We start from the raw sequence: 21892 nt of genomic DNA on the forward strand, positions 1-21892 counted from the left end.
GATGGTCAGTTATCCCAGTCCTGTGTACTTAACAGCAATGCCAGCTCTTTAAGGATGTTCTGCTGCTTTTGATAATCCGGCATAAAAGCAGCTACAATTTTCCAAAACGCTGCCGAATGGTTGTGTTCAAAGGTATGAGCAAGTTCGTGAATAACCACATAGTCAATCGCTCTGTCCGGCGCCATAATAAGCTTCCATGAAAAATTCAGACTGTTTTTACCAGAGCATGATCCCCAGCGGGTTTGGGCTCCATTAATCTTGACACTTGTTGGATTCGCGTGCATATGTTTCGCAAAATAATGAACCTTCTCATTTAAAAGCTCTTTAGCTTCCATGCGGTACAGCTTTACAATCATCTTTTTTACCTTTTCATCCGAAACTTCTTCTGGAATATAAAAGCACTCTCTGTCAAAAAGAGGTTTTTTGATTGCACAGCATACCAGAGGCAGTTTTTCACCTCTATAGAGAAGCAGGCTCCCGTCTTTTAATGTAAATGCCTGCCGCTTTTCATGCCGTTTTCGGGCCGTTGCGCTGGCATCCTCAATCCACTGTGCCTTTTCCGTCACAAACTGCTCCAAAAGATATTGAGGTGTTTTTAGCGGCGCTCTGACCTCTACCTGACCATCAGGAAGAATATGGATCGCCACAGTCTTCCGGCGGCTTCTTCTTATTTTATAATCCGTCATTCCCGACATCTCTCAGATAAAAAAGACTGCGCTTAAAATGAAGGACTTCCTCATCTCTCAGCTTGCCAAGCTCCCTCGACATTGCGCTTCGGTCCACGCACAGATAGTCTGCCAGCTGAGCCCGGTTCAGGGGGATTTTGAAGGGATTGGTCCCGGCACGGCGCTGCTGCTCGTTCAGGTATCCCAGCAGCTTTTCACGGGTGGTTCTCAGGCTCAGATAATCCAGCTTTTTGTTCAGATTAAGATTTTTCCTCGCGATTATTTTAAGCAGGTTATTGATAATCTGCTTGTGAAAGCTGCACTCATTGCCGCATACGTCAATTATTTTTTTGACCTGAATAAATAGAACTGTACAGCTTTCCAAAGCGACCACTGTCACCGGGCTTTCTTTTATGCCCGCACAGACAAAGGATTCGGCAAAAAGGTCTCCGCCCTCGAGCTCACCGATAATATTTCGGTTTCCCATGGCGTCCTCCTTAATAAGCTGGGCGCGGCCTTCTGCCAGAATTCCCACGTCGATAACCTCATCACCGCTGTTCAGAATGCGCTCATTTTTATCGTAATGTTTTGAAGCAGCGCCCAGGCATTTGAGCACAGCAGAAAGGTCTCCGCTTTGAACAGATTCAAAAAGCGCGCTTCTTTTCAGATTTTCCATATATTTTTCCATAGGGTTTCCTCTCTGAGTTTATTCAAAAAGTCCGATAATCTCATCTTTAGACATACTGGCAATGGCACCTTCGCCCTCACGGATAATGGAATCGGCCAGCGCCGCCTTAGCCTGCTGCATTTTCTGTATTTTTTCTTCAATACTGTCCTTTGCAATAAGGTTATAAACCTGAACACTGCTTGTCTGTCCAATGCGGTGCGCGCGGTCGGTAGCCTGGTTTTGCGCGCTCAGGTTCCACCACGGGTCATAATGTATGACCACATCGGCCCCAGTCAGGTTGAGGCCTGTTCCTCCGGCCTTTAGGGAAATTAAGAACACCGGTGTATCGTCCTCGTTAAAAGCATTGACCTGGCGCAGTCTTTCCTGTGCCTTTGTCCTCCCGGTTATCTTATAAAAACCAATTTCCCGTTTAACCAGTTCCCTCTCAATAATATCCAGCATTGAGGTGAACTGTGAAAACAAAAGTACTTTATGCCCAGAAGACAGAGAGGTCTCAAGTATTTCAAGGCAGAGCTCGAGCTTGGCACTCGCGGCAGTATAATCTTCATAGACGAGCGATGGGTCACAGCAGATCTGTCGGAGTCGTGTCAGCATTGCCAGAATGATAATTTTTCGACGTTCAAAATCACCATCGTTAAGCTCGCCAGCCAGGTCCTCTCTGCTTTTTGCAAGATTAGCCAGATAGAGCTTTTTCTGTTCACCCTCCATTGATGCGTACATCGTCGTCTCAGTTTTTTCAGGAAGCTCCTTGAGCACATCGTTTTTCAGGCGGCGCAGGATAAAGGGTGACACAAGCTTATTAAGCCGCTCCAGCACCTTCTTATCCTGTTCTCGAATTATGGGAATCTCAAATTTTTCGCGGAACTTTCGGTAGGGGTAGAGATAACCCGGCATTAAAAAATCATAGATAGACCAAAGCTCTGCCAGGCTGTTCTCCACTGGTGTACCCGTTAAGGCAAAGCGAACCGCACTGTTTATCACTTTAACGGATTTGGCATTTTGTGTATTATGATTTTTAATATACTGTGCCTCATCGATGATTTCATAATGAAAATGCAGATCTTCATAATACAAAATATCTCTTTTAAGCAGATCATAAGAAGTGATCAGCACATCAGTCTCAGCCGCTCCCGCGATTTTATCCCGGCGTTCTGCTGCGGTTCCCATGACAGCTACGGCCTTAAGCTCAGGGGCAAAGCGCGCGATCTCGCTTTCCCAGTTTAAAACCAGTGACGAGGGGCAGATAACCAGCGAAGTGGTCTGAGCGCCGCTTTCCTTCTGAGACAACAGCAGGGAAATTACTTCCAGGGTCTTGCCAAGCCCCATATCGTCTGCCAAAATACCACCAAACCCATACGCGCCGATGGTTTTAAGCCATCTGAAGCCTGTTTTCTGATAATTACGCAAAACAGGTTTCAGAGAGGCCGGAACCTCAAAGTCAGAATCTGATACATCCTTGACATCACGGACAATCTGTTTAAAAACGGTATCCCGATTGTACTTAATCCCCTCACTCTGTTTAAACAGGGCATCCAGATAAAGCGCTCGGAACTTCGGAACCGATACAGCACCCTGCTCGATTTCCTCCGCATTCAGGTTCAGGACATCTGCCAGCTCTGAGAACTCACCCAGCGCGTTATCCTGAATATTGATAAAGCTGCCGTCCCGAAGCCGGTGGTATTTTTTAGCCTGCCGGTAAGAATTCAGCACTTCGGTTAACTCCTGTATATCCAGACCCTCCAGGTCGAATTCCAGGTCGAGCAGATCACCGCTTACCCGTATACCCACGCGAACGGAAGCGGGCGGCTTAATCTTAAAACCCTTGAACTGATCCGTCGCAAAAATTTCTGCCTTTGAAGCAATAGCTTCAAGCCCCTCGCTGAAAAGATCAAAAATTTTATCCTCATCGCCGTCAATATAGGCAAAGTTTCCAACGGCGTCGTAGCTGTCAAGATATTTTTTAATGAGCCGCTCCACTTGATACTCGCCGCGAAGATCCTGGCTTTTAATCATATCCTTTGGTTTAAACGCTTCATGCTCCTCATCGTCATAGCTGAAAAATACCTTCCCCATGACAAAATCCTCCTGCGGTGCGTCGAAATAAATTTTTGTCACCAGCGGTTTGGGTTCAAAGGCACTCATGTCACAGTCTGTAATAAAAGAAAAGTATTTTTCGAGATTGGATAAAACCGTATTATAAAAGCCCTTCATATCCTCTTTCATGACGATCATGGTCAGCTTATTTCGAATGATGGCCTTCAGAAAATCCCGCGTGTTGCGGCTATAGGCAGGATCACAGTAATAGAGCTTTCCATTTTCACAGATATAAAGCCGCTCCTGCCCCTCAAGCACAAGCGCCTCGTCGTTCAGAAGATCAATGGCATAGGATTTGCCCATATCTGAAATCTGAATACTGATATGCGCGTTGGCATGAACAACAGAAGCGGACAGAGCAGAGCCTTCAATATCAATGGGAATTTCCGGATCCTTATTCCAGATTTCCATATAGGCGTCCAGCATTGGAGCGTTAAGATACATATATTTCACATTGTCATTAAAGCTTTTTTTGTAGACCGCCAGGGCCCGGTTATTGCTTTCGTTATAAAAGCTTTTTAAAAAACGAAGGTATTTTCGGCTTCGTTCATCAAAGTTTTCCTCAAAATGGCGTAACACCAGCGCCTTGCCATACCGGATTTCCTCTCCGTTTTCAAAAGCTGCCATGAAAGCGCTCAGATCCTTCACCACATAAAGCCGTTCTTCACCAATCTTAAATGCCAACTTAGCTGAGGAACCATACCAGTAGCTGTCGGTGATCATCAGTGTAGGCTCAAGGTGCACATTTTGGCCGTTTCCGCCTTCCAGAGCTGCATTTTTTGACTTTTCCGCATAACGGTCCATCAGCCTGAGCACAGCCGAATCCGTCATTTGCTGTATCTGTGGCACCTCCTCCCTGCTGTTCGACTTCCATCTGAAGGTCTCTCTAACCTGTTTTTTTGATTTTTCATGGCTCATCTCCTGAGGATACAATAATTCATCCATATCCTCGTGCGTGATTTCACCGGAAAATATCTTTTTTTCTTTCGGTTTTTTCAGTATCTCATCGTCCATGGAGAGAACCTCCTTACTTATGGTTGAAATAAAAAATGGCCAGCTGGGTTCTGTCGCGAAGCTCCAGCTTGTCTAAAATGTTACTGATATAGTTGCGGACAGTGCCTTCACTCAGAAAAAGGGTTTCCGAGATTTCGCGGTTGCTCAGCCCCTGAGCTACCCCTTCGATAATTTCCAAGTCACGCTCGCTGATACCGTATGCGGAAAAATCCACGGCTGTCTCTCCGCCAAGCAGCATTGGTATTTTCGTCACAATCTCATCGCCAAACACACTCTGCCCGCTGTAAACAGCCTTTAAAGCCGGCACAATGCTCTCAAAAGCCTGTTTGAGCAGATAACCCTTTGCGCCTATTTTAAGTGCTTTGATAATATATTCATCATCTAAAAAGGTAGTGAGGTACAGGACGCGGGCGCCCCGATCCTTCGCAAGGATCTGCTCACCCGCCTCAAGCCCTGTCATACCGTCCATCCGTATATCCATAAGCAGAATGTCAGGATTATGCTCATCATACAGGACGATCGCCTCTGCGCCGCTATTTCCCAGCGCTACCACCTCTATCTCAGGGTCTGCCTCCAAAATTGTTTTAAGGGACGCTGAGACCAGACGGTCATCATCAATGACGATTACTTTCATGGGGTTCCTCCTTTGGAATCGAAATAAAAATGTGGAAGCCGTGCTCTCTCTGAATGTTCAGATTGCCTTTTAAGGCCTCTACACGGTCTGCAATATTCTGCAGCCCGATCCCGCTGTGGCCTCCAGCCGCAGTGCTGCCGTTATCCTCGATGATAAGCTGGTACAGCGCCGGATGCTCACGCAGAGAAATCTTTACCTGGCTGGCATCCGAGTGGCGCATTACGTTTGAAAGCGCCTCCTTTACGATTGTAATAAAGGCGTAGCGCTGTTCCTTTGTGGGGTTTCCCTCAATTCCATAATCGAGCGCTACCTCGCAAAAATCAAAATCATCGATCAGGGAACAGATTTGTGTCTCACAGTCAATGGACTCATCATGCAGGTTATGTACTGAATCACGAATGCTGTCCATGGCCTGGGAAAGCGTATTCTTGATCTCAACCAGGTTTTCCTGAAGCGGCTCCCCGGGGTGAACTGCCATGAGTGCGCCGACCTGTAAAATCGAACGGGACAAGAGGTGTCCCACGTTGTCATGTATTTCACGGGCGATACGGTTACGCTCGTTTAAGATTGCCAGGTTAATCTCGTAATCTTGTTTTTCCATCAGGTCTTTATTTTTACTCTCCAGCAGCATAGCATTTTCACGCGTTGTGTCACGAAGCGTACGGTACTCTCCGTTCAGCCGGTTGACCAGCTCCTCGTTTCTGCGCAGCAGGCCAGACAACCCAAAAAGAATAATCAGTATCAGCCCAATATTAAAGGGCAGACTTTTAAGATTAAATACAAGGGCCGTACCCGCCAGAAAAAACAACCCAATGCCGCTTTTGCTGAAAGCGTCATAGTATACAAGCGGATAGTAAAAGAAAAAATCAGTAAAATAAAAGGAAGCAATGGTAAATACGCCGATGGCCGCGATTTTAAAATAGCGGTTTGAAAAATAATAGTTCAGTGCCGAAACAGTCACCGCAGCCAGAAAAGCAATAACTGAAAAGATAGTAATCCTGCCAAGGGCAACCAGTGCGCAGGAACAAACCAGCAGTGTAACACGGTTAAACAGGCTGTTCATAAACTTCCTCCTTTATAAAATTCTTAATACTTTACTATACCACTCTTTTAGTTTTTACACAAACTTATTTTCTTAATTACATTTGTCATACAATTTATTGATGTAAGGCACTACCGGAACCCCCAGCGGCAGCGTAAAATAAAAGCATCACATACAGGAGGCACCATCATGGTTATCAATGTTCAAAATTTAGTTAAACGTTACGGTGAGCTCGTCGCCGTCGATCATCTCAATCTTCAGGTGAGAGAGGGCGAAATTTTCGGTTTGCTCGGACCAAACGGATCTGGAAAGTCCACCACCATAAATTGCATTCTATCCCTGCTCAAATATGATAAAGGTACCATCGAGGTTTTTGGAAAGCCCATGACGCCAACCTCTTATGCCCTTAAGCGGGACATCGGGATTGTCATGCAGAATGTCGCAGTTTTTAATGAGCTGACTGTTTACGAAAATATTAACTATTTTTGTGGTCTCTACATTAAGGATAAGGAGGAACGCCGCCCTTTGGTTGAGGAGGCTATCCGTTTTGTCGGCCTTGAAGACTTTAAACGGTTTTCACCTAAAAAACTCAGTGGCGGCTTACTCAGGCGCTTGAATATTGCCTGCGGCATTGCACATAAGCCCAAGCTCATCATTCTTGACGAACCGACAGTCGCCGTGGACCCCCAGAGCCGAAACGCTATCCTGGAGGGAATTCAAAGACTCAACGCCGCCGGTGCGACCATTGTCTACACCTCTCACTATATGGAGGAGGTGGAACAAATCTGTACCCGCATTGCCATTATGGATAAAGGAAAAACACTGGCAATGGGCACAAAAGAAGAGCTGAAAGCCATGATCCGTTCAGCTGAAACTGTACATGTTGAAATTTTCGACCTTTCGGATGTTCATCTCCGTGCCATTGAAGCGCAGGACTCTGTCTCAAAGATCAATTATCAAAATAATTTTCTGGAAATCCATTACTCTGGTGGAAAAAATAATCTGATGCAGCTTCTGAATTATCTGCAAAAGAACGGTATCAGCTTTGGCCGTGTCACCTCTGAGGAACCCACACTCAACGACGTTTTCCTCGAAATCACAGGCAAAGAGCTGAGAGACTAGGAGGCCCTTCATGTTTTCTTTTTTGTATACCAACCGCATAAAATGTCTTTTGCGGGACAAGGCCCTGGTCTTCTGGACCCTTCTTTTTCCAATGATACTGGCAACCTTGTTCCATTTTGGTTTCAGCAATATTTTTTCAGACCATAATTTCAAGGCGATCCCCGTTGCCGTGATCGACAACGCGGACTATCAGAACAGTGAGAGCTTCCAAGAAACCCTGGAAGCGATCTCCGAAGATGAGGACCCTGTTTTTAAAGTCTCGCTGACCACTGACACCGAAAAAGCCATGGAATGGCTCTCTGATGGTACGGTTTCCGGTATCATTGCCATGAGTGATGACAAACCTGACCTGACCGTTACCGAATCCGGCATCAATCAAACCATCATTAAAAATGTGCTGGACCAGTATATCCGAATCTACCATACTGTTGCCGATGTCGCGCAGACAAATCCTCAGGCCTTCGCCCAAGGGTTTATGGATGAAATCAGCAGTACCAAAGACTTCACTGCTGCCGGCTCTCTGACTGATAAAAGTCTGAACACGCTGCTCATCAGTTATTACGCACTTCTGGCAATGGCCTGCTTTTACGGCGCATTTCTGGGCCTTCAGGACATGGTTGACATCCAGGCCAATTTATCGGATAAGGCTGCCCGCATAGCAATGGCGCCGACACATAAGCTGAAACTGCTGGGCATCAACTTCTGCGCGACGCTGACCATTCATTTTATTGAAATGCTCATTCTCATCGCTTATATGGTCTTTGCGCTGGGGGTTGAGCTGGGAAATCATATCCCTGAGATTCTGCTGATCAGCTTAGTCGGCTCAATCTGCGGCATTACCTTCGGCACCATGGTTGGCGTTCTAGTAAAAGGCGGCGAAGGCCTCAAAACCGGTATTCTTGTGGCGGTTGCCATGCTTATGTCCTTTCTGTCAGGCATGATGTCCCCCGACATCAAGTACAGTATCCGTTTAAGCGCACCCTGGGCTGAGGTTATCAATCCGGTCGCTCAGATTACCGATGCTTTTTACAGCATCTATTATTACGACGGCGGTCCAAAATTTTACGCCTGTATCACTATTCTGTGCGTGTTTGCCCTGATCTTTTCCGCCATCACCTATTTTATTACCCGGAGGCAGCAATATGCAAGTCTTTAAAACATACTTTAAAATCATTAAAAGCAACCTGATGCAAATGATGATCTACATCGTTATTTTTATCGGCCTGGCTGTCTTATTCTCAATGATGACACAGACGAACGACAGCACAAGCTTCACACCCAGAAAACCAGTGATTGCCGTTGTCAATCACGATGAAGACAGCGACCTGGTCCGCGGTTTTACCGATTATCTTAACCAAAATGCCGATATTGTCCCATTGAAGGATGATCCGTCAACGCTCAAGGACGCTCTTTTTTTCAGAGAGGTCGTCTATATCGCAACCATTCCCGAAGGCTTTACCCAAGGCTTTATGGCGGGCAATAATCCGGAAATTATCGAAAACACTGTCCCGGACAGCGATTTTCAGTATCAAATGGGCCAGCTGGTCAATCAGTATTTTAATACTGCTCAGCTCTACCTAAAAGGGATTCCAGATATCAGCCAGGCTGAGCTCTCGAAAAAGACAGCCGCCAGCATGGATGACCAAACAACAGTTACTCTGGATCAGGTTTCTATCGAAGAAGGTGTTCCGAGCTATTCTTACTACTTTAATTATCTGACCTATGCCCTGCTGGCCGTTTTAATTCTTGGTATTTCCTCTATTATGATGGTTTTTAATAATCAGGATATCAAACGCCGGAACAGCTGTGCGCCCATGCGCCTTAAAAGTTTCAACGCGCAGCTGGCCATTGCCAGCACTGTATTCAGTGTTATCGTCTGGGTATGTATGCTGGTGGTCGCCTTTGCGCTTTACGACATCACCCCTGAAAATCTGCCCCTGGTTCTGCTTTGCAGTGTTAATGCTCTCCTCATGACCTTTACGGCTCTCGGCATTGCTTTTCTGACAGGGCAGTTCATCAAAAACTACAATATTCAGAGCGCAGTGGCCAACGTCGTCTCATTGGGACTCTGCTTTCTGAGCGGGGTTTTTGTCCCACAATACCTTTTAGGCGACTCGGTTAAAGCCATTGCCAGCTTTACCCCGACCTACTGGTATATTAAAGCGAATGATACCATTATCGGCCTGAAGAGCTTCAGTATGGAGTCTCTTTCTCCTGTTCTCGCCGATATGATGATCCTGGTAGGCTTTATCGTTGCAATTTTTGCCGTAGGCCTGATGGTCAGCCGATACCGACAGCTCAGCAGAAATTAAAAAAAGGCGCCGGCTTTTGCTCCGGCGCCTCTTTCTATTTTACCAGCCTCTGTTATAGGGCTTAAAACAGTCCTCACAGACAATTTTTCCTTCCTGTAAATGCATCTTATGTTCTGGCGCGCCTTCACCGCAGAGTTCACAAAAAACCGTAGTGAAAATCCGGGCCTTTTCGGGAAGCTCAAATTTAGGCATCGAATAATCAAACAGCTCATCAAGCGGGGCATTTAAAAGATATTCCTGATATTCGGACTTACTCATCGTCCCTTTTTTCCGGGATTTTAGATAAATACGAACCTTCTCTCCGGTGGCACGGTTAAAAAACGAAAAGGCCTGCTTTCCAGTATCTCTGTACAAAAGATTTCCCTTTCCAAAGGTACAGCCCAGCAGCGCCTGCACCGCATCCACACTGCAGGAGTCATTTTCCGCAACGCATACGATTTCTTCATCCTCTGACGAGCCAATGTGCAGCATTTCTTTTGCCGCGTCCGTGACGCGCACGCCAATGGCCAGCCCTGGGCACTCATGCCCATGGAATTCAACCGCCTTTATCCATAATGCATCATTCATAGTGATCACATCCTTTTTTGTAATGATTATACTATATTTTTCGGAAAAGTCTATTAAAAACTGCAAAGCCTTTATTTTTAATGTATTTGAATAAAATAGATATCCACTCCTGCCTATTCCCCAAAATAGTTCTGGATCGCTTTCATGCGCGCTACCTGGTCCACCTTAAAAGGACAACGGTTATTACAGTGCCCACAGGCGATACAATCGGATGCCTTTTTTTCTAAATTAAAGTAATGGCTTTCTGCTAAGCTGTCACCTGCCCGGGACAGATCGTAATATTTATTGATCAAGGCTACGTCCAGCCCTTCGTGGCAGGGCTGACAATGATTGCAGTACACACAGACGCCCTCGGCATCCTGTGGCGCAAAGCTGCCGAGGATTGAATAGTCCTTTTCTTCCGGAGTGGCCTTCAAAAAACCAAGAATACGCCGCATATCGCTGCTGTTTCGTACCCCGGGAAGCACGGTCAGAACGCCCGGTGTATCCAGCGCATACTGAATACACTGGTATTCTGATAAAGCCCGCTTGAAGGGCGACAGCGAAGCGTCCAGCAGGCGGCCGCCTGAAAAAGCCTTCATCACTGATATACCAACCCCCTCCGCTTCACAGCGCTGGTACAGGGCAATACGTTCATCCACACTTCCAATGGCATAGGCGCCGTGACGATAGTCATAACCAGGGTTAATGCTGAACATAAGCATATCAATGAGCCTGGAATCAAGCATTTTGTGGGCGATTTCCGGCGTGTGTGAGGACAACCCGATATGACGGACCACTCCAGCCTTTTTTAGCGCCTGAATCTGTTCAAGAACCCCGCCGGTAATGATACGCTCCAAATCCGCAGCTTCATCAATGCAGTGAATAAAGCCAAAGTCTATATAATCGGTTTTCAGGGCTTTGAGCTGCCATTCTACCGAGCGTTTGATGGCATCCGGGTCCAGCGTCCACCCGTATTTTCCGGTTTGATAATCTGCTCCAAAATGAATCTGTAAGTAAACTTGCTCCCGCACGCCTTCCATAACGCGCCCAAAAGCAGCAAAAGGTTCGGCATCCGCCGAGGCCATATCAAAAAAGTTGACGCCGTTTTCCAAGGCCAGAGCTGCGGTCGACGCAGCTTCCTTATCCCCTGCCTGGCCGATGCTGCTTGTTCCGATACCTATAATACTGATTTTCTCTGTGCCTCTCGGCAATTTACGATACTCCATTCTTTCCTCCTCTAAATGTCAGTAGCCTAACCAATAGGACCGCTAAACACATATGTTTCGTTTATTTCTTCAATGAGCATGGCACGGAGCAGACTTGGCGTTTTGTAGCTACGCTTTCCACTGCCTATCCCTGTTTTCAAAATTCTAAAGCGCTTTGGAAGTCTCTCGTTTGTCTTTATGGCGGCAGCGATGGCAGCTCCCGTAGGTGTAATAAGCTCGCCTTCACGCTGTTCTGTGATATGAAGTGGCAAACCGTACATTTCTGCTATACATGTGACTGCCGGAACCGGAACAGGCAGTACCCCATGCTGACAACGAATACTGCCCCTGCCTTCGTACACCACTGGAATGACCACCTCATCGATCCCCAAATCCTCCATGCAGACAGAGGCTGCTACAATGTCTGCAATGGAGTCCAGCGCTCCAACTTCGTGAAAATGAACCGCCTCCAGTGTGGTCCCATGTGCCTCCGCCTCAGCCTCTCCGAGAATAGTGAAAATCCTCAGAGCTGTCGCCGCTGCCTTTTCAGACATCTCTGTCTGCGCAAGAATAGCTCGAATTTCCTTCATTCCCCGGTGGCTGTGATCATGATGAAAATGCGCGCCATGGGCTTCCTCTGATTGGTGCTGGTCTTGTTCCTTGTTATCCTCACCATAGAGGTAATCCATGTCGTGGTCGTGATTTTCGTGTTGTTTGTCTAAAATCACCTCGAAATCGCAAATGTCCAGTCCTGCCTTTCTGACCTGGTCAATCTTAATTTGAAAGCCCTCTGCGGGGATTGTATCCAGTACGCTTAAAAGCCGCTCTCTGTCTGCCCCAAGGTCTAACAGCGCGGCTGTAAACATATCGCCGCTGATTCCTGAATAACATTCCAAATAAAGTGTTCGCATTTTACTTTACTCCCATCCGATTAATCTGTGTGGCAATATACCCGGCACCGTAACCATTGTCGATATTAACCACGGAAATGCCGTTGGCGCAGGAATTGATCATGGTCAAAAGGGCAGATAATCCATTCATGCTGGCGCCATAGCCTACAGAGGTTGGCACTGCAATCACCGGCTTATCCACTAAACCACCGAGGACGCTGGCCAGAGCTCCCTCCATGCCTGCAACCGTCACAATACAGTTTGCAGCCTGAATCCGTTCCAGCTTCGACAGCAAACGATGAATGCCGCTGACGCCAATGTCATAGATTCGATCCACTGTGCTGCCAAAGTATTCCGCGGTCTGTGCCGCTTCCTCAGCCACTGGAATGTCCGCGGTTCCCGCACTGCATATCGCAATTTTTCCAATACGTTTTTTATCTGCTTTTTCAATTTTTAAGATATGGGAGATCGGGTCATATTGAACCTCGGGCAGTTCGCTCCTGAGCATCTCATACTGTTCCTCCGAAGCACGTGTTCCCAGAACCTCGCCCTCCTGTTCAAACAGTTTCTTAAAAATATTTAACAAATGCTTATTCGCCTTTCCGCTGCAGTAAATCACCTCCGGAAAGCCGGTCCGTATGCCACGGTGCATATCCAATTCTGCATATCCAAGATCCTCGACGGGAGCTTTGCGGAAAATTCTCTCTGCCTCCTCAATGGAAACACTTCCTTCTTTTACCTGCTTAAGTACTTCTCTGGTATCCATTTTTACCTGACCTTCCTCTTGACTTTTATGCTTCAATTATCGGTAAATCAAACGATTTTAACCTTGAACATCCATATTTTAACGCGGGAACAGGTTTATGTCTAATGCTTATATTGGATAAAACAAAATGCCTGCCAGGCATTATTAAGCACAGCCCTTTTCCCCAGCGCAATTAAAAAACCGCATTCTGTCCAAGAATGCGGTCAGTTTCTTTTCAAATGTTTTTAGTTCTGCTCCTGTTTCAGCATGGCCTCCATGGTACGCCAGGCCAGAACTGCGCATTTAACACGCGCAGGCATATGCGAAATATCTTCCAGCACAGAGGCTTCCTCAAGCTGCTCCAGTTCATCCGCTGTTATGCCTTCCTTAATCATGCGGAGAAAGAGATCTGCCAGCCTTAAGGCTTCGTCTTTAGTCTTTCCAATGACAAGATCGAGCATCATATCTGCGGAGGCCTGAGAGATCGCGCAGCCGTCACCCTGAAAGGCGCCCTCGGTTATCCGGCCATCTTTAATGCAGAGCTGAATCCAGAGATCGTCTCCGCAGCTGGGATTGATCCCTTCCATTACAAGATCGGCGTTTTCAAGTGCGCTCCGGTGGAAAGGGTGCAGATTATGCTCTGTCAGCACCTCATTATAAAAAGTTTTATTCGCCATAGCCCATTTTCCTCCTTATTTGTCCAAGGCTTTTTGTAAACTGATGGATCTCCGCCTCTGTATTATAAAACGCAATGCTGGCGCGTGTCGCTGAGGGAATGCTTAAATACTGTAAAAGCGGCTGAGCGCAGTGGTGTCCTGCTCTGACGGCAATGTGATCCGCATCCAAAACAGCCGCGACATCATGCGGGTGTACCCCTTCCAGTGTAAAAGTGAGGATACCGTGGTGTTCTCCGGGATGCTCTGAGCCCAGGATCGTGATCCCCGGAATAGCCTGCATTGCCTCCATGGCCATTGCTGTGAGGATTTCATCTCTTTCCTGAATCGTTTTAAAGCCAAGATCTTTGATATAGCGAATAGCTGCGGCCAGAGCTACTGCACCGGCAGCGTTGACAGTCCCTGCCTCAAATTTGTGTGGCACCGGGGCAAGGGTAATCTCTGTTCTGCTGACAGACTCAATCATTTCACCACCACACAGGAATGGGGGCATTTTTTCCAGAAGCGATTCTTTCCCATAGAGAACGCCGATACCCATGGGCGCCAGCATTTTATGGCCAGAGAAAGCCAGAAAGTCGACACCCAGAGCCGATACATCAACCGGAATATGAGGCACACTCTGCGCACCATCCGCGACCACCACAGCCCCTTTTTCATGACATATTTGGGAAATTCTCTTTAAGTCGTTGATCCGTCCAAATATATTGGACATATGGGTTACTGCCACTATTTTCGTTTGATCTGTAAGAATCCTGCGCAGATTTTCTTCCTCAATTCCCCCCTGTGGATCACATTCCAGATATTTTATGACGGCGCCGGTTCGCTGTGCGGCCTGCTGCCAGGGAAGCAGACTGCTGTGATGCTCCATAACGCTCACCACAATCTCGTCGCCGGGCTGCAGCGTCTGAGCACCCCAGCTATAAGCAACAAGGTTGAGGCTTTCTGTCGCGTTTCGCGTAAAAACGATTTCCTTTGAGCTGGAAGCTCCGATGAAGTGCTGCACGGTGCATCGTGCTTCTTCATATTGCTCAGTCGCTTTTTCCGCCAGGCTGTACAGACCTCTGAAAGGATTGGCGTTAAACTGTTCGTAAAAATTCTTTTCAGCCTGGAGGACACATTCCGGTTTTTGTGAAGTTGCCGCATTATCGAGATAAACTAACGGATTGTTCTTTAAGAAGGGAAAGCTGTTCCGTATCCAATCAAGGTTTTGTTTTCTTTCGTCTTTCATCATCAGTACCTCTTTAAATACCGCTGAACCTGTTCTCTTGTGTGATCATCAGGTATTTTCCGGCACAGTGCATCAATGCGCGCTTTTGCCATCATCTCATAGGCCTTCTCCTGGCTTATCCCCCGTGATTCCACATAAAACATTAAGGCCTCATCAAGCCGGCCAATGGTGGCACCATGGCTTCCCTGGACATCCTCTTCACCGCATAGAATAAGAGGGATCGTCTGATTAATCACGGTGTCATCCATCAGGAGAACATCCTCCTTTTCCTCTCCTGACGCTTCGGAAGCCCCGGTTTTAAAGTCGATTGTGCCTCTGAATAACTTAAAGGCATGATCCCTGAGAACACCGGACGCCGTTATTTTACTCTGTGTGCGTTTTCCTCTGTGCAGTGCCACATAATTCATATCCAGCTTTTCCTCTGTGCGTACGAGATAGCCGATATCCTCGTTCCACACGCTGTCGTCGCCCAGCAGCTCTATCGCGCAGCCCAGATACGTTTCTTTCCCGCCAGCGATCAGCTGAACCACTTCGATTTTCGCGCCCTCCTTGCAGATACCGCCAATATCGTTTAAACAGGTGAAATCCTGTCCCAGCCGCTGGATCTGTACCAGATGGACCGTAGCATTTTTCTCCGCCAGGATTTTAGTCTGTAATCCCGAGAGCCCACTGCTCGCATCTTCTGAAGTGCAGTCCATAATAACGGTCATTTCGCTGTTTTCTGATGCCCACAGCCTGAAGGCATTTACTTTCCTTGCATTTTTCCCATAGCTGAGCGACAGCTTGACCGGCGTCTTGATCTTTTTGCCAGCGGTACTTTTAAAAATTCTTGGCAATACTGATGAGTGCTCTGTCAGCCGGTCCATATCTTCTCCCATACCCGTTGATATCTGTTCAAGAGCGGGAAATGTCTTTGTCTCCTCGATTATTTGCTGCGGCAGGCTTGATTCGAGATTTGCTTCTCCGTCCATTACTACCTGCTGCAGCGCTGCATTGTTCATATGAAGCCAGTTCCATGTGCGGACCGGCAAATGGTTTATGGTCATGTCAAGTCCCTGATTCATCGCAATCCTCGCTTTTCTATTTTAATTCGCATCCTATCCAATACTTCCCTTCATTTCCAGGCGTATGAGGTTGTTCATTTCCACCGCGTACTCAAGCGGCAGCTCCTTTGATACATTGTCGGCAAATCCGCTGACAATCATCGCCTTTGCTTCCTCCTCGGATATACCCCTTGACATTAAGTAAAAGACCGCCTCGTCACTGATTTTCCCAATCTGGGCCTCATGGCCGATATCTGCATCCTGTGTACGAATATCCATTGCAGGGACTGTATCGGACCTTGAGCGTGAATCCAGCATTAAGGACTCGCAGGTTGCCGCAGATTTGCTTTTCGCAGCCTTGGCTGTCACGACAATGGCACTTCTAAAGGTACTAATACCGCCATCCTTGGAGATTGAGCGGGTATTGACGTAGGATGAGGTGTCCGGAGCATTATGAACGACTTTTGTGCCTGTATCCAGATTCTGTCCTTTCCCCGCGAAGGTAACACCTGTAAATTCTGTCCTTGCGCCCTCGCCATCCAGGATACTCATGGGGTACAGATAAGATATATGTGAACCAAAAGAGCCTGATACCCACTCGATTGTACCGCCCTTTTCAACCTTTGCCTTTTTTGTATTCAGATTGTACATGTTCTTAGACCAGTTCTCAATCGTTGAGTAGCGCAGCCTGGCGTTTTTACCGATGTAGAGCTCTACACAGCCTGCGTGCAGATTTGCTACACTGTATTTCGGTGCAGAGCAGCCCTCGATGAAGTGGAGGCTGGCACCTTCGTCGACAATGATAAGCGTGTGCTCAAACTGTCCTGCTCCTGGTGCGTTCAACCGGAAATAGGACTGAAGCGGTATGGTAACCGATACCCCTGGCGGCACATAAACAAACGAACCGCCTGACCACACTGCTCCGTGCAGCGCTGCGAATTTATGGTCTGTGGGCGGTACCAGCTTCATAAAATGTTTCTTGACCATCCCAGCGTATTTACCTTTCAGAGCGCTCTCCATATCCGTATAGACAACGCCCTGAGCCGCAACCTCATCCCGCACATTGTGGTAGACCAGCTCAGAATCATACTGTGCACCGACGCCGGCCAGCGATTTTCTTTCTGCTTTTGGGATACCTAACAGCTCAAAGGTTTTTTTGATCTCTGGCGGCACCTCTGACCATTTTGCGCTCATTTTGGTGTTTGGCCTGACATAAGTAACAATCTGGTCCATGTCAAAGTCACTCAGATCGGGGCCCCAGTCTGGCAACGCCGTTTCATGATAAATTTGCAGGGATCGCAAACGAAACAGCTCCATCCACAAAGGATCATTTTTTTCACGGGAAATCTGCTCGACAATTTCTGTGGTCAGCCCCTGTTTAACACGGTAAGTATCCCGCTCATCATTTTTTATATCATAAATGCTCCTGTTGACATCCTCCACATAGGTTTTTTCCTTCATGCCTTTTCCTCCTCTGCAGTGTACCCCTCAAAACCATTCCGGTTTATCTGCTCAACCAGAGATCGGCCGCCGGATGCGGCTATTTTTCCGTCTACCAGCACATGCGTCACGTCCACATGCAGTGATTCCAAAATTTTGGTGCTGTGTGTAATGATCAGAAGAGTGCCTTTTCTGTCCTTCTGATATTCCCTTACGCCTCTGGAAACCGTGCGTACTGCGTCAATGTCAAGTCCTGAATCTGTCTCGTCCAGGATCGCCAGGGTTGGCTTCAGCATCAGAAGCTGTAAAATCTCTGCTTTCTTTTTTTCTCCGCCGGAAAAGCCAACATTGAGATCTCGGTCCGCATAGCTACTGTCCATCTGCAAAACACGCATGGACTTTTCCATCTCTTTCCTGAAATCCCACAGTCTTAAACGCTTCCCGCTCCGCTGCTCAGCGGCATTGCGGATAAAATTTCCAAGTGATATCCCAGGGACCTCCAAAGGGTTCTGAAAAGAAAGAAAAATCCCGTCTCTGGCCCTCTGATCCACAGTCTTCTCCGAAAGATCTTCGCCATTAAACAGGATTTCCCCATCTGTAACCTCATATTGCGATGCGCCCATCAGCGCATAACCCAGAGTCGACTTCCCTGCACCGTTTGGCCCCATGAGTACATGGGTTTCCCCTTTGTTGATCTTTAAATCGACACCATGGAGAATCTCTTTTTCTCCTACGTTGACGGACAACTGGTTTACCTCTAATAATGCTTGTGACATTTTTTCCTCCATGTTTATCATAAATTTCGCCAGATAATTCCGAGTGTTTTGCTGGGAATTAATGGTACGTTTATTATAGCGCTGTTCACCCTTGCTTTCAACCGCGTAAACACACGTAATTTAGTGGCAGTATAGTTTTTTACTTTGATGAAAACAAAGAATGGCCATCTGAATCAGATGGCCATTCTCCGATACCTCAGTAAGCCGTGCTTCTGCCTGATATGGTACCGGTAAATCTTTTTCTGGTTCTGGTACTGCTTAAACCGACCACTCCATGCTTTCCTGTTGGAGGGAATACAGCCTCTGGTAGAGCCCTTTATGATCCATAAGTGTTTCGTGGGTACCTTCCTCCACCACCTTTCCCTCATCAAGGACAATAATTTTGTCTGCCCCGGCCACTGTTCTCAGGCGGTGGGCGATGACAAGAACTGTTTTATCCGCGATCAGGTGTGAAATTGCCTGTTGAATGAGCATCTCATTTTCAGGGTCCAGAGATGCTGTGGCTTCATCCAACAGAATAATCGGAGCATTTTTTAATAGCGCACGGGCAATAGATATACGCTGCCGCTCCCCCCCGGAAATGGTGCTGCCGTTTTCGCCCAGCATGGTATTGTACCCATCAGGCATTTTTTCAATAAACACGTCACAGCAGGCGGCCTTTGCCGCCGCCAGAACTTCTTCCTCGGTAGCATCCATGTTTCCGATTTTAATATTGTTATAAACAGTATCATTAAAAAGTACAACATCCTGAAAAACATAAGACATATAATCCATAAGGTATTCCGGATCCAGTGTGCTGATGTCCACTCCTCCCAGGATAATACTTCCGCCGCTGATATCCCAGAAGCGGGCGGCAAGCTTAGCAACTGTGCTTTTTCCGCTCCCCGATGGACCGACCAGTGCCGTGATGGCCTTTTCAGAAATGGTGAAGCTGACATCCTTCAGCACCTCCTCGGTATTGTAACCAAAGCGTACATGGTCAAACACAATCTCACAGTCTGGAAGCTCGATGTCCTCCCGCCCTTCCTGATAATCTACCTCACGAAGTGCCTTCATCCGCCGAACGGACTGCAGAGAGTGGAATAATTCCGGCAGCAGTGTCAGCTCTGTGAGGATCGGTCCATAGATGCGAACAACAATGAGATAAAACATCAAAAGTGGAATAAGCTCGATTTTACCACCAGTCAGGAGCTGTGCGCCAGCAAAAATCGTGAGGCCAATACCCGCCTGGAGAATTAACTGTGCGCCTGTGACCAGCGTTCCGGTAAACAGCTCCATTTTAATGGCCATTTTTTTCATAAACAACAGCGCTGTGTTCAATTCCTTTGATTTTTCACCGGCCATATTGCAGGACTTGATCACCTTGATGCCTTCAATATACTCCTGCACCTGTTCCGAAGCCTTCAGCTTTGAATCAATCTGACGTTTGTTCATTTTATCCTGCCACTTTCTGCTCAAAAAAATGATGGCAAAGGCAATGGGAATGGTGCAGTACACCGTAAGCGCCAGACGCCAGTCAAAGAAAGCAAGGCAGACGCAGATAACCGTGCAGGAGATGGCATTTGAAATCAGCTGAGGCACCACATGGCTCAGTACATGTTCAAGGGTTGAGCAGTCACCGATCAGGTTGGTTGTCAATTCTGAAAGGTCCTTCGCGTTAAAAAAGCTCATGGGCAGGAGCCGTATGCGCTCCGCTACTGATACCCTTGTGTTTTCCGCTTCCATGTAGGAAGTAATATAGGTTTTTTTATAATCATTTTTATTGGCCAGAAATACCAGAACAAAGCTGACGATTCCCAGTCCAAAAAGGAGCCACATGCGGTTCCAGTCCAGGGTACCTCCCATGAGCGGTTTCAGCAGCTCAACAAATATCTGGATGGTCACACAAAAAGGAAGCATAAGGGATAAATTGGTCAAAGTGCAGGCCAGAATAGCCTTTTTCAGATTCTCATAGCCCTTGTCACTAAGTTGAAAAAGCGTTTGTAATTTATGCATTTGCGGTCACCTCCTTTTCAAGCTTCCAGTTGAGCGTCTGCATATAGGTATCCCACATCATTCTGTATTTTCCATTCTTCCGTATCAGCGCGTCATGTGTTCCCCGTTCTTTAAGCTCACCATCCTCCATCACAAGGATATTATCCGCGCTGCGGATCGTCGACAGACGGTGCGCGATCATAATAACGGTTTTATCCGCCATCAAAGCCTGCAGTGCCTGCTGAATCAGATGTTCATTTTCCGGATCGGAAAAAGCTGTCGCCTCGTCCAACACCAGAACCGGCGCATTTTTGATAATCGCTCTGGCAATGGCCACGCGCTGCTGTTCTCCTCCTGACAGGTAAATACCATCACGTCCGTACACGGTATGGTAACCCCGGGGCAGAGCGCTGATAAAGCTATGGCACTGCGCCGCTTTGGCTGCTGCAATAACCTCCTCATCCGTGGCGTCTGGTTTACCCAGCCGGATATTTTCCATCAGGCTCTGTTTAAACAAGAACACATCCTGAAAAACAAAACTGACAATGGACATAAGCTCTTCGTTGGCGATATGTCGGATGTCCACACCGCCGATAGCGATACGACCCTCCGTGACATCATAAAATCTCGGGATAAGGTGCGCGATGGTGGATTTTCCGCCGCCAGATGGACCCACCACCGCGGTTACACATCCCGCGGGAGCTGTAAAGCTCACATCCTTTAGCGCCTGAACTGTCTGGTCGCTATTATAGGAAAAAGATACATGCTCAAATGATACATCTCCGCCTGCGCAGGCTTTTGGGTTGGCGGGTTCTGGCAGTGGCGTCATATTGAGCACCTCGTCCATCCGGTCGACACAGGAGCTGATCTGCATGCAGTTGGTCGAACTGTACATAACCTTCATCATTACCGAGGATATGGATGGAACAAACAGCAAATAAAAGATTACCGTTGAAGCGAATTCCCCATAATCTGCGGCAGATGTTCCCACTCCGATTAAAATAGCAAGAGGAATCAGAAACAGGTAAATATTGTTGACAATGGCAGTATACAGAGACATAATATTCTCCCAGCTGAGGGTATAAGGAATTACAAAGCTGGTGTAATTTTTTATGGACGCGTGCAGACGGTTAAAGGAATAAACAGTCTGGCGAAACGCCTTGACGACGGTGATCCCCCGGATATATTCTACAGACGCATTGTTCATGTCCTCCATTGCCTGCTGGTACTTATCCATCATTTCCTTTGCCGCCGCTCCCCCATAGCCAATCATTTCCACCACAAAGGCAATGATAACGCCGATCAGAGAAACAAGGCCAAAGCGCCAGTCCACCGAGAACAAAATGACAATCATGACTACCGGCGCCACCAGTGCTGCGACGATATCCGGCAGCTGATGCGCAATAAAGCCCTCTATTTTTTCAATGTTTTCATCCGTAATTTTGCGCAGCTTACCGCTTCCGTAGTTTAAATGGAAGCCCAGAGGCAGCCGGGCAAGATAAGTGGTGAAATTGATTTTCAATTCATAGAGCGTGCCAAAGGCTGCCAGATGTGACAGAATCAGAGCGGCAAAATAAAAGACGACGTTTGCCGCCACACCGCCGAAAGCAATCCAGCCCCATCGGATAATAGCCGCTGAGTGCTGTGCGTCAAAATCAGGGTATGCCGCGGTAATCTCTGTGATGATAAAATAGAGACAAAGATATGGGACAAAGGACGCCACAGATGCCAGTGCTGATAACACAACGGATGGAATTGTCAGTGATTTTTTGATTCCGGCCAGTTGAAGCATTCTTC

19 protein-coding genes are annotated in these 21892 nt (G+C 47.2%); 3 read left to right on the plus strand and 16 right to left on the minus strand.

Annotated elements, in window-relative coordinates; genetic code table 11:
- Positions 1–5: 5 nt before the first annotated feature.
- The 5 genes from I2B62_RS04670 to I2B62_RS04690 are packed head-to-tail and all read right to left on the minus strand — an operon-like array spanning position 6 to position 6158.
- Positions 6–686, minus strand: coding sequence for a SprT family zinc-dependent metalloprotease (locus I2B62_RS04670; protein WP_195267791.1), 681 nt, complete (start codon positions 684–686; stop codon positions 6–8).
- Positions 673–1353 (minus strand): Crp/Fnr family transcriptional regulator, encoded by a 681-nt coding sequence (locus I2B62_RS04675; RefSeq protein WP_195267792.1) that lies wholly within the window; start codon positions 1351–1353, stop codon positions 673–675. Before I2B62_RS04675 ends, I2B62_RS04670 begins: the two co-directional genes overlap by 14 nt.
- Positions 1354–1371: 18 nt before the next feature.
- Entirely contained in the window at positions 1372–4461 is a 3090-nt protein-coding gene (locus I2B62_RS04680) for a DEAD/DEAH box helicase (RefSeq protein WP_195267793.1), read from the minus strand.
- Positions 4462–4474: 13 nt separating this feature from the next.
- On the minus strand, positions 4475–5095 hold the full coding sequence (locus tag I2B62_RS04685; RefSeq protein ID WP_195267794.1) for a response regulator transcription factor: 621 nt from the start codon (positions 5093–5095) through the stop codon (positions 4475–4477).
- Positions 5076–6158 carry a histidine kinase gene (locus tag I2B62_RS04690; RefSeq protein ID WP_195267795.1) on the minus strand — a complete coding sequence of 361 codons (1083 nt, stop codon included), beginning with the start codon at positions 6156–6158 and terminating at the stop codon, positions 5076–5078. The genes I2B62_RS04685 and I2B62_RS04690 overlap by 20 nt, the downstream gene beginning before the upstream one ends.
- Before the next feature lie 168 nt (positions 6159–6326).
- Between I2B62_RS04690 and I2B62_RS04695 the strand changes: the two genes are divergently transcribed.
- Genes I2B62_RS04695 through I2B62_RS04705 form a run of 3 tightly spaced genes read left to right on the plus strand, consistent with a single transcriptional unit; the run spans position 6327 to position 9571 of the window.
- Positions 6327–7259: an ABC transporter ATP-binding protein gene (locus tag I2B62_RS04695; protein WP_195267796.1), complete on the plus strand. Its 933-nt coding sequence runs from the start codon at positions 6327–6329 to the stop codon at positions 7257–7259.
- Positions 7260–7269: 10 nt separating this feature from the next.
- Positions 7270–8415: an ABC transporter permease gene (locus I2B62_RS04700; protein WP_195267797.1), complete on the plus strand. Its 1146-nt coding sequence runs from the start codon at positions 7270–7272 to the stop codon at positions 8413–8415.
- Positions 8402–9571: an ABC transporter permease gene (locus tag I2B62_RS04705; protein ID WP_195267798.1), complete on the plus strand. Its 1170-nt coding sequence runs from the start codon at positions 8402–8404 to the stop codon at positions 9569–9571. Before I2B62_RS04700 ends, I2B62_RS04705 begins: the two co-directional genes overlap by 14 nt.
- 39 nt (positions 9572–9610) lie before the next feature.
- On the opposite strand, the gene I2B62_RS04710 is transcribed toward I2B62_RS04705, so the two are convergent.
- The 11 genes from I2B62_RS04710 to I2B62_RS04760 all read right to left on the minus strand — a co-directional run bounded on the left by I2B62_RS04710 (position 9611) and on the right by I2B62_RS04760 (position 21887).
- Positions 9611–10138 carry an FmdE family protein gene (locus I2B62_RS04710; protein WP_195267799.1) on the minus strand — a complete coding sequence of 176 codons (528 nt, stop codon included), beginning with the start codon at positions 10136–10138 and terminating at the stop codon, positions 9611–9613.
- 113 nt (positions 10139–10251) lie between these two features.
- Positions 10252–11346 (minus strand): aldo/keto reductase, encoded by a 1095-nt coding sequence (locus I2B62_RS04715; RefSeq protein ID WP_195267800.1) that lies wholly within the window; start codon positions 11344–11346, stop codon positions 10252–10254.
- Between the two features lie 26 nt (positions 11347–11372).
- Positions 11373–12236: a LarC family nickel insertion protein gene (locus tag I2B62_RS04720; RefSeq protein ID WP_195267801.1), complete on the minus strand. Its 864-nt coding sequence runs from the start codon at positions 12234–12236 to the stop codon at positions 11373–11375.
- Position 12237: 1 nt separating this feature from the next.
- Positions 12238–12981 carry a nickel pincer cofactor biosynthesis protein LarB gene (gene larB / locus I2B62_RS04725; protein WP_195267802.1) on the minus strand — a complete coding sequence of 248 codons (744 nt, stop codon included), beginning with the start codon at positions 12979–12981 and terminating at the stop codon, positions 12238–12240.
- Between the two features lie 224 nt (positions 12982–13205).
- Positions 13206–13637, minus strand: coding sequence for a Fe-S cluster assembly sulfur transfer protein SufU (gene sufU / locus I2B62_RS04730; RefSeq protein WP_195267803.1), 432 nt, complete (start codon positions 13635–13637; stop codon positions 13206–13208).
- Positions 13627–14865 carry a SufS family cysteine desulfurase gene (locus I2B62_RS04735; RefSeq protein WP_195267804.1) on the minus strand — a complete coding sequence of 413 codons (1239 nt, stop codon included), beginning with the start codon at positions 14863–14865 and terminating at the stop codon, positions 13627–13629. The genes sufU and I2B62_RS04735 overlap by 11 nt, the downstream gene beginning before the upstream one ends.
- On the minus strand, positions 14865–15926 hold the full coding sequence (locus tag I2B62_RS04740) for a SufD family Fe-S cluster assembly protein (RefSeq protein ID WP_195267805.1): 1062 nt from the start codon (positions 15924–15926) through the stop codon (positions 14865–14867). Before I2B62_RS04740 ends, I2B62_RS04735 begins: the two co-directional genes overlap by 1 nt.
- A gap of 33 nt (positions 15927–15959) precedes the next feature.
- Positions 15960–17366 carry a Fe-S cluster assembly protein SufB gene (sufB, locus tag I2B62_RS04745; protein ID WP_195267806.1) on the minus strand — a complete coding sequence of 469 codons (1407 nt, stop codon included), beginning with the start codon at positions 17364–17366 and terminating at the stop codon, positions 15960–15962.
- A complete protein-coding gene (gene sufC, locus I2B62_RS04750; protein ID WP_195267807.1) occupies positions 17363–18121 on the minus strand; it encodes a Fe-S cluster assembly ATPase SufC in 759 nt (252 codons plus the stop codon). The genes sufB and sufC overlap by 4 nt, the downstream gene beginning before the upstream one ends.
- A gap of 258 nt (positions 18122–18379) precedes the next feature.
- The gene (locus tag I2B62_RS04755) at positions 18380–20116 is read right to left on the minus strand and encodes an ABC transporter ATP-binding protein (protein WP_195267808.1); all 1737 of its coding nucleotides are present in this window, start codon (positions 20114–20116) and stop codon (positions 18380–18382) included.
- Positions 20109–21887: an ABC transporter ATP-binding protein gene (locus I2B62_RS04760; protein WP_195267970.1), complete on the minus strand. Its 1779-nt coding sequence runs from the start codon at positions 21885–21887 to the stop codon at positions 20109–20111. The genes I2B62_RS04755 and I2B62_RS04760 overlap by 8 nt, the downstream gene beginning before the upstream one ends.
- Between the last annotated feature and the right edge of the window lie 5 nt (positions 21888–21892).

Origin of the sequence: Eubacterium sp. 1001713B170207_170306_E7 (assembly GCF_015547515.1) — a bacterium.
In the GTDB taxonomy this organism is placed as follows: Bacteria; Bacillota; Clostridia; order Eubacteriales; family Eubacteriaceae; genus Eubacterium.